The organism is Porphyrobacter sp. HT-58-2 (assembly GCF_002952215.1).
Taxonomy (GTDB): Bacteria; Pseudomonadota; Alphaproteobacteria; order Sphingomonadales; family Sphingomonadaceae; genus Erythrobacter.
In genome coordinates this window covers 1,381,667-1,397,688 of record NZ_CP022600.1, presented here as the reverse complement: position 1 = coordinate 1,397,688, position 16,022 = coordinate 1,381,667, and the positions used below count along the sequence as shown (strand labels likewise).

Annotated in this window: 10 protein-coding genes and 1 pseudogene; 9 read left to right on the top strand and 2 right to left on the bottom strand. The window is 65.6% G+C overall.

Annotation, left to right across the window (positions count from 1 at the left end):
- The first annotated feature begins 36 nt into the window (after positions 1–36).
- Together CHX26_RS06615 and CHX26_RS06610 are read left to right on the top strand one after the other, a co-directional pair.
- Positions 37–1,347: a radical SAM protein gene (locus CHX26_RS06615; protein ID WP_104941688.1), complete on the top strand. Its 1,311-nt coding sequence runs from the start codon at positions 37–39 to the stop codon at positions 1,345–1,347.
- A gap of 158 nt (positions 1,348–1,505) precedes the next feature.
- Positions 1,506–2,082 (top strand): annotated as a pseudogene (locus CHX26_RS06610) (Glu/Leu/Phe/Val dehydrogenase dimerization domain-containing protein); the annotation flags it as partial.
- Between the two features lie 213 nt (positions 2,083–2,295).
- Here CHX26_RS06610 and CHX26_RS06605 read toward each other — a convergent pair.
- Complete coding sequence (locus CHX26_RS06605) at positions 2,296–3,150, bottom strand: hypothetical protein (RefSeq protein ID WP_104941687.1); 855 nt, start codon at positions 3,148–3,150, stop codon at positions 2,296–2,298.
- A 173-nt stretch (positions 3,151–3,323) separates the two neighbouring features.
- Here CHX26_RS06605 and CHX26_RS06600 point away from each other — a divergent pair, with 173 nt between their 5' ends.
- The 4 genes from CHX26_RS06600 to CHX26_RS06585 all read left to right on the top strand — a co-directional run bounded on the left by CHX26_RS06600 (position 3,324) and on the right by CHX26_RS06585 (position 10,055).
- On the top strand, positions 3,324–3,941 hold the full coding sequence (locus CHX26_RS06600; protein WP_172449734.1) for a DUF1826 domain-containing protein: 618 nt from the start codon (positions 3,324–3,326) through the stop codon (positions 3,939–3,941).
- A 125-nt stretch (positions 3,942–4,066) separates the two neighbouring features.
- On the top strand, positions 4,067–6,205 hold the full coding sequence (locus CHX26_RS06595; protein WP_104943314.1) for a S46 family peptidase: 2,139 nt from the start codon (positions 4,067–4,069) through the stop codon (positions 6,203–6,205).
- A gap of 101 nt (positions 6,206–6,306) precedes the next feature.
- Positions 6,307–7,296 (top strand): glucokinase, encoded by a 990-nt coding sequence (locus CHX26_RS06590; RefSeq protein WP_104941685.1) that lies wholly within the window; start codon positions 6,307–6,309, stop codon positions 7,294–7,296.
- Complete coding sequence (locus CHX26_RS06585; protein ID WP_104941684.1) at positions 7,293–10,055, top strand: phosphoenolpyruvate carboxylase; 2,763 nt, start codon at positions 7,293–7,295, stop codon at positions 10,053–10,055. The genes CHX26_RS06590 and CHX26_RS06585 overlap by 4 nt, the downstream gene beginning before the upstream one ends.
- Positions 10,056–10,194: 139 nt before the next feature.
- Here the strand turns inward: CHX26_RS06585 and CHX26_RS06580 are convergent, their stop codons facing one another.
- Positions 10,195–11,214, bottom strand: coding sequence for a LacI family DNA-binding transcriptional regulator (locus tag CHX26_RS06580; RefSeq protein ID WP_104941683.1), 1,020 nt, complete (start codon positions 11,212–11,214; stop codon positions 10,195–10,197).
- 152 nt (positions 11,215–11,366) lie between these two features.
- Here CHX26_RS06580 and CHX26_RS06575 point away from each other — a divergent pair, with 152 nt between their 5' ends.
- From CHX26_RS06575 to edd, 3 genes are all read left to right on the top strand, one after another.
- Positions 11,367–12,692: a sugar MFS transporter gene (locus CHX26_RS06575; protein ID WP_104941682.1), complete on the top strand. Its 1,326-nt coding sequence runs from the start codon at positions 11,367–11,369 to the stop codon at positions 12,690–12,692.
- A gap of 68 nt (positions 12,693–12,760) precedes the next feature.
- Positions 12,761–14,200 carry a glucose-6-phosphate dehydrogenase gene (gene zwf, locus CHX26_RS06570; protein WP_104941681.1) on the top strand — a complete coding sequence of 480 codons (1,440 nt, stop codon included), beginning with the start codon at positions 12,761–12,763 and terminating at the stop codon, positions 14,198–14,200.
- Positions 14,193–16,022 (top strand): phosphogluconate dehydratase, encoded by a 1,830-nt coding sequence (gene edd / locus CHX26_RS06565; protein WP_104941680.1) that lies wholly within the window; start codon positions 14,193–14,195, stop codon positions 16,020–16,022. Before zwf ends, edd begins: the two co-directional genes overlap by 8 nt.

Below are 16,022 nucleotides of genomic sequence, written 5' to 3'. Positions count from 1 at the left end.
AAAGACGTATGGCACCCGCTCGGCTCTAAGCGGCTCATGTGGACCTATCACCCCGAACTCCTCGCCACGCCGGTGCCGCGTTACACCAGCTATCCCACAGCCGCCGATTTCGGCCCCTTGCAAGACGGCGCGATCGAGCGCGCCATCGCCGGGGCGGAGGGGGACGTATCGCTCTACCTGCACATCCCGTTTTGCGAGAAGATCTGCTATTACTGCGGCTGCAACACCGGCGCATCGGGCAAGCGGGCGCGGGTGGAAACCTATCTTGATGCGCTGCATCAGGAGCTGGCCACGGCCGCCAGCCTGCTGCCTGCGGGCGCAAGGGTGCGCCGGGTCGCCTTTGGCGGCGGCAGCCCCAATGCCATCCAGCCAAGCGAATTCCTTGCGCTGGTGGATGCGCTCCACGCCCATTTCCCGCTGTTTGCCACCGAATGGTCGATCGAGCTTGATCCACGCAGCCTCACGCCCGATTGGGGGCCGGTGCTGGGCGAGGTCGGCATCACCCGCGCCAGCATGGGGGTGCAGACCTTCGCTGCCCATTGCCAGAAGGCGATCGGGCGCGAACAGTCGCTGACGATGATCTGCCGCAGCGTCGAGCTCTTGCGCCGTGCGGGCGTGACCTCGCTCAACTTCGATCTGATGTACGGCTTGCCGCACCAGAGCGAAGCCGATCTTGAGGACAGTCTGGAACAGACCGTCAAGATCGGGGCCGAGCGGGTCGCCGTGTTCGGCTATGCCCATGTCCCGCACCTTGTCCCGCGGCAGGCGATGATCCCTGAAGATGCCCTGCCAGGCGCGGCGGCGCGCTTTGCCATGGCCGCACAGGCGCACGGGTTCCTCGCCGCCAGCGGCTATGAAGCGATCGGCTTCGATCACTTCGCCCTGCCCCACGATCCGATGGCGCGCGTTACCCGCGGCGGCACCCTGCGCCGCAATTTCCAGGGCTTCACCGATGATCAGGCCGATGTGCTGATCGGGCTCGGCGCAACCGCGATCAGCGGCTTTCCGGGCCTGCTCGCCCAGAACGAGAAACACAATGGCCGTTACCGCCAGATGTCGGGCGAAGGACGCTTGTCGGCGAACCATGGCATCATCCGCAGCCCCGAAGACCAGCGCCGCGGTGCGGTGATCGAGGCGCTGCTGTGCCGCGGCGAGGCGCTGCTGCCGGGCGATCTGGCAGCGGCTGCGGCAGACCGGCTCACGCCCTTCATCGACGCAGGGCTCGCCAGCTTTGATGGCGCCCGGCTGGCAATCCTGCCCGGCGGTCTGCCCTATGCCCGCGTGATTGCTGCCCTGTTCGACAGCTACCGCGCGCAGACCATCCGCAAGTTCAGCTCTGCCATCTGACCGCTTCTTTCGCCCTTCCCCCTGCCTGCTTGCAACAATTGCCCTTTGCCCTGATAACTTGCCGCAAAACGACAAGCGGAGTCTTCATCGGGCGCATAGATCAATCTCAGGGGGGGAATATCACGGCAGTGACCGATCACGTCGATCTCAACGGCTTCATGGAGGGCGTGAAGAAGCGCAATCCGCATCAGCCGGAATTCGTCCAGGCAGTCCAGGAAGTGGCCCAGGACATCTTTGAATTCATGGAGGACAAGGAGGAGTATCACTCCCAGCAGATCCTCCGCCGCATTGCCGAGCCGGACCGTGTGGTCTCCTCCCGTGTGTGCTGGGAAGACGATGTCGGAGATATCCGCATCCAGCGCGGCTGGCGGGTGCAGAACAACAACGCGATCGGCCCCTACAATGGCGGCATCCCCTTTACCCCTCGGTGAACGAAAGCGTGCTGAAGTTCCTCGCCTTCGAACAGACCTTCAAGAACCCATTGACCGGCCTGCCGATGGGCGGCGGCAAGTGCGGCAGCAACTTCAACCCCAAGGGCAAGGGCGTGCGCGAGATCATGCGCTTCTGCCAGTCCTTCATGACCGAGCTTTACCGCCACATCGGTGCAGCGCAGAGGTTACGGCGAGCGATATCGGGGGCGGCGGACGCGAAATCGGCTACCTGTTCGGTCATTTCGAGCACATTATCAACCGTCTCACAGGCGTCTTCACCGCCAAAGGCCTGGAACGGGGCGGCTGTGCCGGCGCAAGCCCTAGCCTGGTCGATACGCCAAAACTAAGTGTAAGCGCGAGTGCTGTCGCGGCCCAGCAGCGACAGCCCTTTACATCGAAGGAGGCTGGTATCAGGAATGGTAAACACAAGCGCGCAGGGATAAATCTGCGCACGTTGTCCCGTTTTCGCCATTAATAGCGGGGATCTGGCCCGCCCGACCGGGCTGACTTCCTGCTTTCAATCGGCGGCAGCGAGCATCACTTTGGAGGAAGCCGCCGACAGCGCACCAGCCTCAACCGGCAACTTCGCGGGACGGGCAGCATCGGGATAGGCCTTGCCGAGCAGCGTCAGCGCTTCGGTGATGCGGGCATGGGCGGCCGGGTTTTCGGCCTTGATCGCAGCAGCATCGCGCGCAAAGGCGCTCGCTGCCACGCGGGCAAAACCGTAGCCGTCGAGATAGGGCTCGTAGGCGTCATTCGTGCCGAGCTGGCGATACATCGCGCTGGCGCGTTCGATCTGGTCAGCGATCACGCCGGTCGAAACCTTTGCGGCACTGGCATCGGACTTTGGCGCCTTGGTGGCTGCCCCGCGCAGCGCCGTGATGATCGCGTCATAGGCCTTGTTGACCTCGGCAACCGACTTGCCTGCCAGGGCGGCATCCGAACCGGCCGTAAACAGCGGCTTGAAGTCCGCCACCCCCAGCGCGGTGAACACCGGGTCCATCTCGAGCAGAACTTCACTGACCGGATGAGCGAACATCTCCGCCGCCGCGTCCTTTTTGCCCGCTGCATAGGCATCGCGCGCGGCAACCACGTGGGCTTCGGCCACGGCCAGCGCGGTGCCATAGGCGACAGGATTGGTGGCCGCGTCAGAGACCGCGACGCCGCCCTCGCCTTCACCGCTTTCGCCGCCCCCACCTTCTCCGCCAGCGCCGCCTTCGCCCTCTCCCGCAGTCGCCGCCGCACCAGCCGGTGCCCCGGCCTCGCCCGCACCACCTTCACCGCCCGCCTCGCCGCCGCAAGCTGCAAGCAATCCGCCGGCCAGCGCCGTGCCGAGGCCAAGCTGCGTCCAGAGTTTGAGGGTGCTATTCATAGGGGGTGCGTCCTTGGTCCGGAGATGGGATGGATTGGGTGGATGGCGTCATGGCCCAGATGATAATCGCTCGCAAGAGGCTTTAGCACGCGGCGGGCTTGCGGGAGTGATCTTCCTTGCGTAATGCAATGTTACAACGTCACAAACTTCATCCAATGGACACCCAAAGACGCATGGCCACACTTCTTGCCCGCACGAGCCAATCAGCCGATCATCCCGCCGTGCTTGACGCCATCGGCGAAACTGATTGCAGTCTGGCAATCTGGGAGCGCGCGCCGTTCGCCGACTTCGCGGCGCTGGTGGAAGGCGATCCAGCCGACCTGCGGTTCGAATGCACACCCGCCGACTGTGCCGCCATGCTGGCCGCAGGGCTGCAGGCAAACGGCTTCGGTGGCGAGGCGCTTCACCCTGCTCTGGCAGCAGATGCAGCACAATTGGCGGAGCGGTTCTGCGCCGCATTGAACCTTGCCCGGCTGGAACTGCGACTGGAGGTGGTGCGCACCGATTCCTGCCGAAAATGGCACGCAGACTATGTCACCGCGCGGCTGATCACCACCTATGTTGGCGAAGGCACCGACTGGCTTGACGAAAGCAATGCTGATCGGGTCGCGGCAGGGCAGGAACCCTTGAACCCTCAGCGGCTCCGCACCTTTGACGTGGGCTTGTTCAAGGGCAAGCTTGCCACTGAACGGCCCGCGATCCACCGCTCGCCCCCGATCGCCGGGACAGGCGCGGTGCGGCTGCTGTTGGTGCTCAACCCCGCCAGTCGGCTGTTCGTCGAAGGGGGCTGATCCCCCCTTCCGCCACGCGGGCATCTCGCCTAACAGCCCAACTTCGCCCGGTGACGGGCCAAGCCATGTCCGCCGCCACTTGCCCAGACCGGCAAGGCGCGGCGCAAGATCAAGGGATGCCAATGATGAAGAAGTTTCTCCTTGCCGGTGCCAGCGCCCTGATGCTGTCCGCGCCCGCCATCGTGCAGGCCGAAGAAGGCATGTGGCTGCCGAGCCAGACCGGCGCGATTGCCGATCAGATGAAGGCCGCCGGGCTTGAACTGGATGCCAAGACCCTTGGCGATCTGCAGCGTCCGCCGCTCACTGCGATTGCATCGCTGGGTGGCTGTTCTGCGGCGTTCCTGTCGCCAGAGGGTCTGGTCGCGACCAACCACCACTGCGTTGCGGGATCGCTCCAGTACAATTCGTCGCCCGAGAACGATTACCTCGCCGATGGCTTCCTTGCGAAGACGCTGGCCGATGAAATTCCCGCAGCGCCGGGCAGCCGCATCTATGTGATCGAAGACCTGCGCGATGTGACCGCCGCCATGCTCAAGGGCGCCGACAAGCTCGATGGCCGCGCCCGTTACGACCGTTTGCAGGCCAACCGCCAGGCGCTGGTCGAAGCGTGCGAAAAGCAGGCCAACCGCCGCTGCGACGTTCGCGCCTATTTCGGCGGTGCGCAGTACTGGCTCCAGCAGCAGCTTGAAATCAAGGACGTGCGCCTCGCCTATGCCCCGGCGGCGGGCGTCGGCAATTTCGGCGGCGAGAAGGACAACTGGATGTGGCCGCGCCACACCGGCGACTTCGCTTTCTACCGTGCCTACGTCGCGCCTGATGGCTCGTCCGCTGCGTTCAGCAAGGACAACGTGCCGTTCAAGCCCAAGGCTTTCCTGCCAATCGCCAAACAGGGCGTGAAGGAGGGCGACTTCATCATGGTCGCCGGTTTCCCCGGCACCACCGAACGTCTTCGCACTGCCGAGGAAGCGCGCTTCAATTTTGAAGAACTTTACCCCTATCAACAGCGCAGGCTGACCGAATATGGGGATCTGATCGACGCGCTGACAGCGGGCAATCAGGCGGCAACCATCGCCTATGCCGCAACGCTTCAGGGCGTCGAGAATTACGAGAAGAAGATCGCCGGGCAGCTGGCAGGCGCCGATGCCATTTCGCTGACCCAGAAGAAGCAAGCCGAAGAGGCGGGTTTCCGCGCCTGGATCAAGGCCGATCCCAAGCGCCAGGCACAATATGGCCCGGCGCTGGCCGAACTCGACCGGCTGATCGGGGAAAGCAACGCCGAGGCGCTGGCCGATGCCAAGCGCGGCATGCTGAGCCGCAGCCAGCTTTATGGTGCAGCCCGCCAGCTTTACCGCTGGGCCAATGAACAGGCCAAGCCCGACAAGGATCGCGAACCCGGCTATCAGGAGCGCGACCGTGCTTTTGTGACACAGGGCATGCAGCGGATCGAGCGTCGCTTTGTCGCTGAAATCGACAAGGCGATCTGGGCAGAAGGTATCGGCGAATATCGCACCCTGCCCGCAGACAAGCGCAACGCCAGCTTCGATGCCTTCATGGAAGGCCGCGATCTTGATGCGATGTATGCGGCAACCGAACTGGGCGACACCACCAAGCGCATGGAGTGGCTCGGCAAGTCTGTCGCCGATTTCAAGGCGTCAAGCGATCCCTTCATCCAGCTCGCGGTCGCCACCTATGACGAGGCAATGGCAAAGGAAGCCGAAGCAAAGGCCAATTCCGGCAATGTCCAGAAGGCCCGCTCCAAGGTCATGGAAGCCCGCCTCGCCTATGCTGCCTCGCAGGGCAAGACCATGTATCCGGACGCCAACGGCTCGCTACGCTTCACCTATGGCAAGGTGACCGGCAAGGCGGTTGACGGCCAGATCTGGACGCCCTTCACCACGGCGGAAGGGATCGTTGCCAAGCACACCGGGCGCGGCGAATTCGATGCGCCCGAGACGATGATCGCGCTGATCAAGGCCAAGGATTACGGCCGCTATGTCGCCCCCGAACTCGGTACGCTGCCGGTTGACTATCTTTCGACTGTCGACATCACCAACGGCAACTCGGGCTCATCGACGCTGAACGCACGCGGTGAATTCGTCGGCCTTGCCTTCGACGGCACGATCGAGGGCGTGGTCGCCGACTGGATGTACGATCCGACCATCAACCGCACCATCCACGTCGATAGCCGCTTCATGCTGTGGACCATGGAAAAGGTCGACGGCGCGACCCGCCTGCTTGAGGAAATGGGCGTCACGGCCCAATAGGTTTTGGATCGCAAAATCTGAATAAGTATGCGGCGCGTGGGATTCCCGCGCGCCGCCTGCTATTGCCTCTCCCGCTGATGCACGGAACGGGGGAGAGAGCAATGCAGGACGTTGTGGTGGTCGATATCGGCGGGACCCATGCCCGCTTCGCCATTGCCAGCATCGGCGGCGATGGCGCGATCAGTCTCGACGAACCCGAAACGCTCCACACTGCCGATCACGCCAGCTTCCAGACCGCATGGGAAGCCTTCCGCACCCGCAAGGGCGGCACGCTGCCTGCGGCGGTCAGCATGGCGATTGCAGGACCGGTCGGCAGCCCCGGCAACCCCAATCCGGTGATCCGTTTCACCAACAATCCGTGGATCATCCGCCCCGCGCTCATCAATGAAAAGCTTGGGGTCGAACGCTTCACCCTCGTCAATGACTTCGCCGCCGTGGCCCATGCCGTGGCGCGGGCGGACGACAGCCAGTTCCTGCACCTTGCCGGCCCCGACCAGCCGCTCGGCCGTGAGGGCACAATCAGCGTGATCGGACCAGGCACCGGGCTTGGCGTGGCACATCTCTATCGCTCCGCGAGTGGCGATTACCGGGTGCAGGCGACCGAGGGCGGGCATATCGACTTTGCCCCGCTCGACTCCATCGAGGATGCGATCCTCGCCCGCCTGCGCCAAAGGCATATCCGCGTCTCGGTCGAGCGCGTGGTGGCAGGCCCCGCCATTGTCGACATCTACGAAGCCCTCGCCGCCCTGGAAGGGCGCAGCGTGCCGGAGCTGGATGCCATCACCATCTGGGGCCTCGGCACCAGCGGCGAGGACTCGCTGGCCGCCGCCGCCGTTGACCGGTTCTGCCTGTCACTGGGTTCGGTTGCGGGCGATCTCGCGCTGGCGCAGGGCGGCTTTGCCGGCGTCGTGATCGCAGGCGGCCTCGGCTACCGTATCCGCGAGACGCTGCTCTCGTCGGGCTTCGGGTCGCGGTTCAAGGCCAAGGGACGGTTCGAAAGCCTGATGAACGCGATCCCGGTCAAGCTCATTGTCCACCCCCAGCCGGGCCTGTTCGGCGCGGCCGCTGCCTTTGCCTCGGAACACGCATGAAAACCCTTGCCGCCCTCGAAGCCCGGCTGGGCGAATTGCACCAGCGCACGCGGGAAACCCCGCTGTTCAACCCGGTGTTCCAGCTTTCGCTCGATCTGTCGCGCGCGCTGGAAGGAGGCGAAGTCAGCCTTGATGACCTCACCCATCTGGTAACGGAGCTGGAATGCGAAGGGCTGAAGGCGCGCGCGCACAAGCTGCGCAGCCTGTTGGCTCCGGCTGCTGAAACCGCGCCGCTTGCAGGCGATGAGGACGATTTCGAAACCTTCGCCGCTCGCTGGCAGCGGCCGCATTTGCACGTCGTATTCACGGCGCATCCGACCTTCCTGCTCACACCTGCGCAGGCGAAAGCCGTTGCCGCAGCTGCGTCGGGAACCGGCGCGGTCGATGACGCTGCCTGCGCCGTTCCGGCAACGCGCACGCCGGTCACGCTGGCACATGAGCATGACGCAGCGATGGCAGCAATGGCGCAGGCACAGGATGCGCGCGATGTAATCGTCGCGCGGTTGCTGACCGAAGCCCAGTCTCGCTGGCCGAAGGAATGGCGCAGCCTGCGCCCGTTGCCGTTCCGCTTTGCCAGCTGGGTCGGCTACGACATGGACGGTCGTACCGATATCGGCTGGCATACCTCGATTGCCTTCCGTCTCGCCGAAAAGGCCGAACGGCTGGCGCGCTACACCGCCAGTCTGGAGGCTCTCGATGCCGCCCACCCCCTGCTCGCCACGATGAAGCCCGCTGCGGCCTTTGCCGCTGCCCGGGCAGAGGATTTCGCAGGCGACCTCTCGAGCGCAGAGGCGCTGGCCGACGCTGCCAACCGGTTGACGACCCACAGCCCCGACAACCTGCTTTCGCTTGCGCCGATCATCGCCGCGCTGGAGACCGAGGCAGAGGGTGCGCCATCCGAACGCGCAGTGCGCCTTCTCACGCTCGCGGCGTCGATGCGCGCCGACGGGCTTGGCATGGGCTGGATCCACTTCCGGGTGAACGCCAAGCAGCTCCACAATGCCGTCCGCCGTCGTCTGCCCGAAGGCGAGGTCATCGACCTGGCCAGCAAGGGCGCGATCGTCACCCTGCGCCGCATGGTCGATGAAGCGGCGCCTCTGCGCACCAATTTCGCTGCGCTGGCGACGGAAAGTTCGACCGCAATCCGCCAGTTCCTCGCCATGGCGCAGATTGTGAAGCACATTGATGCCGATGCGCCGATCCGGATGCTGGTGGCCGAGTGCGAACAGCCCGCCACGGTGCTCGCCGCGCTCTATTTCGCCAAGCTGTTCGGGGTGGAGGACAAGGTCGATGTCTCACCCCTGTTCGAGACCGAGACCGCGCTGGAACATGGCGGGCGGTTCCTCGATGCGTTGCTGGCAGAACCGGCCTATCGCGCCTATGCGCGGCAACGGGGCCGCGTGGCGGTGCAGACCGGGTTTTCGGACGCCGGGCGCTTTGTCGGGCAGATTCCGGCGAGCCTTGCCATCGAGCGCCTTCAGGGCCGTCTTGCCGAGGCGATGGCAGCCAATGGCCTCGGCGATGTGGCGGCGCTGGTGTTCAACACCCATGGCGAGAGCATGGGCCGCGGCGCGCATCCGGCAAGCTTTCGTGACCGGCTCGAATGGCCGCTCTCCCCCTGGGCGCGGCGGCGCTTTGCGCGGGCTGGCATCCGGCTGGAGCCCGAGGTCAGTTTCCAGGGCGGCGACGGCTACCTGTTCTTCGCCACGGCGGACCTGGCGCTGGCGACGCTCACCCGCATCGCCGAACTGCGTCCGGCCGAAACCGATCTCGCCGCACCGGCCGATCCGTTTTACCACCGCACCGACCTGAGCCTCGATTTCTACCGCGCAATCAAGGAGCATCAGGGCGATCACCTCGCCAGCCGCACCTATTCCCGCGCGGTGACCGCATTCGGGCTGGGCCTGCTCAACCCCACCGGCAGCCGTGTTTCCCGCCGCCAATCGGACATCAACGCCGACCGCGAGATGAGCCTCAGGCAGATCCGCGCGATCCCGCACAATGCGATCCTCCAGCAGCTCGGCTACCCCGTCAACGTCATCGCCGGGATCGGCAGCGCAGCCGAAGCCAACCGCGAGGAAATCGCTGCTTTACTTGTAGAATCTCCGCGCGGAGGACAGATCATGCGGCTGGTGCAGGCGGCCAATGCGCTCGGCAGCATCAAGACCGTGGCGGCCTATGGCGAGCTGTTCAACTCGGCCTATTGGGCCAGCCGCACCTATCGCGGGACCGAGAGCCACCTTTCGGAAAGCTGTGCCGCGCTCGCGGAATACCTTGTCGGCGATGACCGGACGGGGGTGTTCCGGCGCCTCGCCTCACGCCTTCGGATCGACGCGATCAAGCTTCACCGCCTGCTCGACCTGCTGCCCGGCGAAGCCCCCGACGAGGGCCGCGAGCATGTGCGTCGCCGCATCGGCGTGTTGCAGGCGCTGCGGCTGGCGCTGCTCCAGCACATGTTCCTGAAAGCGGTTGCCGTCCCCGCCTTCAGCCGAGCGAACGACATCAGCCGCCGCGATGTGATCGAGATGGTGCTGACCTTGCGGGTGGAGGAAGCGCTCGCGCAATTGCGGCGCGCCTTCCCCGTCAGGGTGCCCGGCCCGCGCGACTTCCCGCTGGACGAGCCTTCCGACTATCCCGACGGCGGCGAGGAAGGCTATGGCGCGATCGAGCGCGATTTCATCACCCCGATTGCGCGTTCGCACGAACTGAGCCTGCGCATTGCCACCGCCATCGCGAACGAGTTCGGCGCGCACGGGTAATCCCGATCCTCCCCGCGCTCGGCAAGGAAGGACTGATCGGTCGCCCAGCGACCGCAAGGCCGACCGGCCGCCCGCAGCGACGCGGCCTTCAGGCCGCATGAGCGAGGATTTCGCACGCCGGAGGGCGTGCGGAACATAATCAGCGCGCGGTACTGCCGCGCACGATCAGCTTGACCGGCACGCGGCGGCGGGCCTCGACGGCATCCTCCAGCACCGCCTCGACCAGCGCCGCGCCCGCTTCGGCCGGGTCGGGGGCGATGGTGGTGAGCGGCGGGCGGCTGAAGCGGCCGGCGACCAGATCATCGAAGCCGATCACGCCCACCGCGCCGGGAACGGCGATATCGGCAGCGGCAAAGGCTTCGATCGCGCCCAGCGCCATCGCGTCGCAGGCGGCGAACACCGCGTCCACTTCCTCGCCCCGCTCGATCAACCGGCGCGCGGCGCGGCGGCCTTCCTCCTCGCGGGTGGCGGCATTGACCGTCGGGGCAAGACACGGCTCCAGCCCGGCGGCGCGCATGGCCTGGGCATAGCCTTCATAACGTTCGGTGAACTGCACCTGCGGCGTGTTCAGCGCGCCGAGAAAGCACGGGCGGCGATAGCCTGCGCCCAGCAGGTGTTCGACCGCCAGAACCCCCGCAGCGTGGTTGTCGGACCGCACCCATTCGAGCTCGTCGAAGGGCGATCCCCAATAGGCGACCCGGCGGGTCTCGCTCTCCAGCGACCGGAAATATTCCCACGCTTGCCTGTTGGTGGTGGTGCCGATCACCACCAGCCCATCGGCCCGGCCCTGTTCCTGATAATGGCCCAAGAAATCCTGCTCGCGCGCCTGAAAGCTCACCAGCGTCTCGAACCCGCGTTCGGACGCAGCCACACACACGCTCCCCAGCAGGGCATAGGCGAAGGGGTTGATGCTCGACGCGCTGTCGCCTTCGCGGCAGATCACCACCACCGCGAGCGTGCCGGTCGAACCGCGGCGCAGCCGGGCGGCGCGTTCATCGACGAAATAGCCCAGCGCCTCTGCCGCTGCGATCACCTTGCGGCGGGTCGCCTCGGCAATCGCAGGGGAGCCGGACAGCGCCCGGCTGACGGTCGGCTGGCTGACGCCCGCCCGCTCCGCCACATCGAAGGATGTCGGCCGTCTCTTCGGTCCCCCGTTCATGGGCCACGCTTCTAGGGCGGGAAGGCGCCCGCGCGCAAGCTGATGCTGCATTGCTATTCGCACTGGATTTGTGCGCAAGGCTCTTGCAAATCTGAGCAAGCGCGCGGATTGTGAACGTTCGCAACGAAAAGCGACATGGGGAGAGACACAGCATGGCATTGGCACCGGGTGCGGGCGCAGTGGGGGATTATGCGCAAGGCGCAGACGCGGACGCACCGCAGGTCGATGCGCCGGGCCTCAACTATTTCGTCTTTGCGCTGTTCTTCATCTTCGGCGGGATCACGTCGCTGAATGATGTGATCATCCCCAAGCTCAAGGAGCTGTTCACGCTCAACTTCTTCGAGGCGAGCCTTGTCCAGTTCTGCTTCTTTATCGCCTATGCCGTGATCGGCATCCCGGGCGCGCGGCTGGTCAAGAAGCTGGGCTATATGCGCGGCGCGGTGGCGGGCCTTGTCACCATGATGGCGGGCTGCCTGATGTTCATCCCGGCGAGCCAGACCGCGCTGTTCCCGATGTTCCTGTTCGCCTATTTCGTGCTCGCGACCGGGGTGGTGCTGGTGCAGATCGTCGCCAACCCGCTGATCAGCCTGCTCGGGCCGGAGCGCACGACCCACAGCCGCCTGACCTTCGCACAGGCGTTCAATTCGCTCGGCACGACGCTGTTCCCGCTGGTGGGCGCGGGGATCATCCTCGGCTCGATTGCCAATGTCACCGCCGCCGACCTGTCGGGCGAGGCCTTGCAGACCTATCGCCAGACCGAGAGCGCGATCATCACCAGCACCTATCTCGGCCTTGCCGCCGCGCTGGCGCTGGTGGCGGGCGCGGTGTGGATGTTCCGCAACCGGCTGAAGGGCGAAAAGCACGAGGACACCAGCCTCGCCGACGGCCTCGCGCTGCTCGCACGCCCGCGGTTCGGCTACGGCGCGGCCTGCATCTTCCTCTATGTCGGCGCGGAAGTCGCGATCGGCAGCTTCATCATCAACTATCTGGCGCAGGAAGAAATCCTCGGCCAGCCGGAAAGCGTGATCGGCTGGATGGTGACGCTCTACTGGCTCGGCGCGCTGATCGGCCGCTTCATCGGGTCGCTGGTGCTGCGCTTCGTCAGCCCGGGCCTGACGCTCGCGGCTGTCGCTGCGGGTGCCATCACCCTGATCGCGATCTCCGCCAACATGACCGGGCCGGTTGCTGGCTACACCCTGCTCGCGGTCGGCCTGATGAACGCGATCATGTTCCCGACCATCTTCTCCCTCGCCTGCGAGAAGCTGGGGCCGCGCGCGGCGGACGGATCGGGGATCATCAACGTGGCGATTGCAGGCGGCGCGATCATCCCGCCGATGTACGGCGCGCTGGCCGATGCGACCAGCCTCGCCTTCGCTCTGGTGCTGCCGGCGGCGTGCTATGCGATCATCGCCGGGTTCGGGGTGTTCGCGCGCAAGCCGGCTGCAGACGGGCCGGAGGTCGCCAGCGCATTTGAATAAGTATGCGCCCACTGGCGGATAATTCCCCGTGCGCCTAGGTAGGGCGCACGAGGAAAAGGGCCATTTGCATGAGCTTCACCGCTGACCGCCTGCTGCTGTTCGGAGCCACCGGCGACCTTGCCCAGCGCATGCTGCTGCCGAGCCTGTTCGCGCTCGACGCCGACGGGCTGCTTGCGCCCGATCTCAAGATCATCGGCACCGCGCGCAGCAGCATGAGCGACAGCGAATACCGCAATTTCGCCCGCGCGGCGCTGGAGAAGTATCTCCCCGCCGAACGCCGCGGGCGCATGGCGGGGTTCCTCAACCGCCTCGTCTACCAGACGCTCGATGCGACCACGCTGGAAGGTTACGACGATCTGGCGAAGAAGGTCGGCACGCCTGCGCGCGGCCTCGCGATCTTCCTCTCGACCGCGCCGAGCCTGTTCGGCCCCACCATCAAGGGGCTGCAATCGGCGGGGCTGACGGGCGAGAATGTGCGCATGTGCCTCGAAAAGCCGCTCGGCACCGATCTGGCGAGCAGCCGCGAGATCAATGATGCGGTGGCGGGGGCATTTCCCGAAAGCCGCATCTTCCGGATCGACCACTATCTCGGCAAGGAAACGGTGCAGAACCTGCTGGCACTGCGGTTCGCCAACATCATGTTCGAACCGCTGTGGAATGCCGCCCACATCGACCATGTGCAGATCACGGTCGCCGAGACGGTCGGCCTCGAAGGGCGCGTTGCCTTCTACGACGATGCCGGCGCGATCCGCGACATGGTGCAGAACCATATGCTGCAACTGCTCGCGCTCGTGGCGATGGAGCCACCGGCCCATTTCGATGCGACCGCGGTGCGCGATGAAAAGGTCAAGGTGCTGCGCGCCCTGCGTCCGGTCGAAAGCGGCGAGACTGTCACAGGGCAATATCGCGCCGGGGCCATCAATGGCGCGGCGGTGCCGGGCTATGACGAGGAACTGGGCAAGGAATCAGGCACCGAGACCTTCGTCGCGATCAAGGCGCATGTCGACAACTGGCGCTGGAAGGGCGTGCCGTTCTACCTGCGCACCGGCAAGCGCCTGCCCAAGCGCGTGACCGAGATCGTGATCCAGTTCGCTCAAGTGCCGCACTCGATCTTCGCCGGAAAGGGCGCGACGATGCAGCCCAACCGGCTCGTGATCGGCATCCAGCCCGAAGAGAACATCACCCTTTCGCTGATGGCCAAGGTGCCGGGTCTGGACCGTGAGGGCATCCGGTTGCGCTCCGTGCCGCTCAACATTGCCATGCCCGATGCCTTCACCGGCGCGGTGCGGCGGATTGCCTATGAACGCCTGCTGCTCGATCTGGTCGAGGGCGACCAGACTCTGTTCGTCCGCCGTGACGAGGTGGAAGCGCAGTGGGAATGGGTCGATGCGATCCGCAGCCTGTGGAGCGAGGAAGGCCTGACCCCCAAGACCTATACCGCCGGCAGCTGGGGGCCAAGCGCGGCCATCGCGCTGGCAGAACGCGACGGAGTAACCTGGCATGAGTAAGCCCCTTCACGACACCCTGCACAAGGTGACGCAGCGGGTGATCGAACGGTCAAAGCCTACCCGCAGCGCCTATCTCGATCTGATCCGCCGCGAAGGCGACAACATGGGTGAGCGCAATGCCGTCTCGTGCTCGAACCTCGCCCACGCCTATGCCGGTGCTCAAGAGGATCAGGCGGCGCTGGTCGCAGGGCGCGGCGCGAATATCGGCATCGTCACCAGCTACAACGACATGCTCTCGGCCCACCAGCCCTATGGCCGCTATCCCGACCGGCTGAAGATCTACGCCCGCGAAGTCGGCGCCACCGCGCAGGTCGCGGGCGGCACGCCTGCCATGTGCGACGGGGTGACGCAGGGCGAGACGGGGATGGAACTGTCGCTGTTCAGCCGCGACGTAATCGCGCTGTCGGCGGCGGTCGCGCTATCCCACGCGATGTACGACGGCGCGCTGATGCTGGGCATTTGCGACAAGATCGTTCCCGGATTGCTGATGGGCGCGCTCAGGTTCGGCCACCTGCCGATGATCTTCGTGCCGAGTGGCCCGATGCCCACCGGCATTCCCAACAAGGAAAAGCAGCGCGTCCGCCAGCTCTACGCCGAAGGCAAGGCGACCCGCGCCGAATTGCTGGCGAGCGAGATGGCGAGCTATCACTCGCCCGGCACCTGCACCTTCTTCGGCACCGCCAATTCCAACCAGATGATGATGGAGATGATGGGCCTGCACATTCCCGGCAGCGCTTTCATCCAGCCCGGCACCCAGCTGCGTCAGGCGCTCGACCGCGAGGCGGTGCACCGGGTCGCCCAGATCGGGCGCAAGGGCGATGATTACCGCCCCTTGGGCCTCGTCGTCGATGAAAAGGCAGTGATCAACGCCGCGGTCGGCCTGCTGGCGACGGGCGGATCGACCAACCATGCGATCCACCTGCCCGCCATGGCACGCGCGGCAGGGGTGATCTTCGACTGGGACGACCTTTCGGAACTCTCCAGCGCCGTCCCGTTGATCGCGCACGTCTATCCCAATGGCTCGGGCGATGTGAACCAGTTCCACAATGCGGGCGGCATGGGCTTCGTGATCGGCGAATTGCTGGAGGCGGGCCTTGCCCACGGCGACATCCTGACCGTCGGACGCGGGGACTTCTCCGATTACGCCCGCGAACCCGGCCTTGATGGCACCACTGAAAACGGGGGGCAGCTGGTATGGCGCGAGGTTGGCCCGAGCATGGACGACACGATGCTCCGCCCTGTCAGCAATCCGTTCAAGCCCGATGGCGGGATGCGCCTGCTCACCGGCAATTTGGGCCGCGCGTGCTTCAAGACCTCGGCAGTGGACGAAAGCCGCTGGACCATCGAAGCCCCGGCCCGCGTGTTTGAGGATCAGGCCGCCGTCGCCGCCGCCTTCAAGGCAGGCGAGCTGGACCGCGATGTGGTCGTCGTCGTCCGCTTCCAGGGCCCGCGCGCCAACGGGATGCCCGAACTGCACAAGCTAACCCCGCCGCTCGGCGTGTTGCAGGACCGGGGCTTCAAGGTCGCCCTGGTCACCGATGGCCGCATGTCGGGCGCGAGCGGCAAGGTGCCCAATGCGATCCACTGCACGCCCGAAGCCTTGGGCGGCGGCCCGCTGGCGCGGCTGCGCGATGGCGACATGGTCAAGGTCTGCGCAGTGACGGGCGCACTTTCGACCACCGCCGATCTTGCTAGCCGCGAGCCCGCGCCTGATCCGCGCGCCGAGCATGGCACGGGGCGCGAACTGTTCGGCATGATGCGCCGCTTTGCCGACGGGGCCGAACAGGGTGCCAGCGCGATGCTAGCCACCGGGGGGATGTGA

What these genes read in the sequence shown, in the direction of transcription:
- CHX26_RS06615 (WP_104941688.1), top strand. Translation starts at nt 37, where the DNA reads ATGTGGACCTATCACCCCGAACTCCTCGCCACGCCGGTGCCGCGTTAC.
- CHX26_RS06605 (WP_104941687.1), bottom strand. Translation starts at nt 3,150, where the DNA reads ATGAATAGCACCCTCAAACTCTGGACGCAGCTTGGCCTCGGCACGGCG.
- CHX26_RS06600 (WP_172449734.1), top strand. Translation starts at nt 3,324, where the DNA reads ATGGCCACACTTCTTGCCCGCACGAGCCAATCAGCCGATCATCCCGCC.
- CHX26_RS06595 (WP_104943314.1), top strand. Translation starts at nt 4,067, where the DNA reads ATGAAGAAGTTTCTCCTTGCCGGTGCCAGCGCCCTGATGCTGTCCGCG.
- CHX26_RS06590 (WP_104941685.1), top strand. Translation starts at nt 6,307, where the DNA reads ATGCAGGACGTTGTGGTGGTCGATATCGGCGGGACCCATGCCCGCTTC.
- CHX26_RS06585 (WP_104941684.1), top strand. Translation starts at nt 7,293, where the DNA reads ATGAAAACCCTTGCCGCCCTCGAAGCCCGGCTGGGCGAATTGCACCAG.
- CHX26_RS06580 (WP_104941683.1), bottom strand. Translation starts at nt 11,214, where the DNA reads ATGAACGGGGGACCGAAGAGACGGCCGACATCCTTCGATGTGGCGGAG.
- CHX26_RS06575 (WP_104941682.1), top strand. Translation starts at nt 11,367, where the DNA reads ATGGCATTGGCACCGGGTGCGGGCGCAGTGGGGGATTATGCGCAAGGC.
- zwf (WP_104941681.1), top strand. Translation starts at nt 12,761, where the DNA reads ATGAGCTTCACCGCTGACCGCCTGCTGCTGTTCGGAGCCACCGGCGAC.
- edd (WP_104941680.1), top strand. Translation starts at nt 14,193, where the DNA reads ATGAGTAAGCCCCTTCACGACACCCTGCACAAGGTGACGCAGCGGGTG.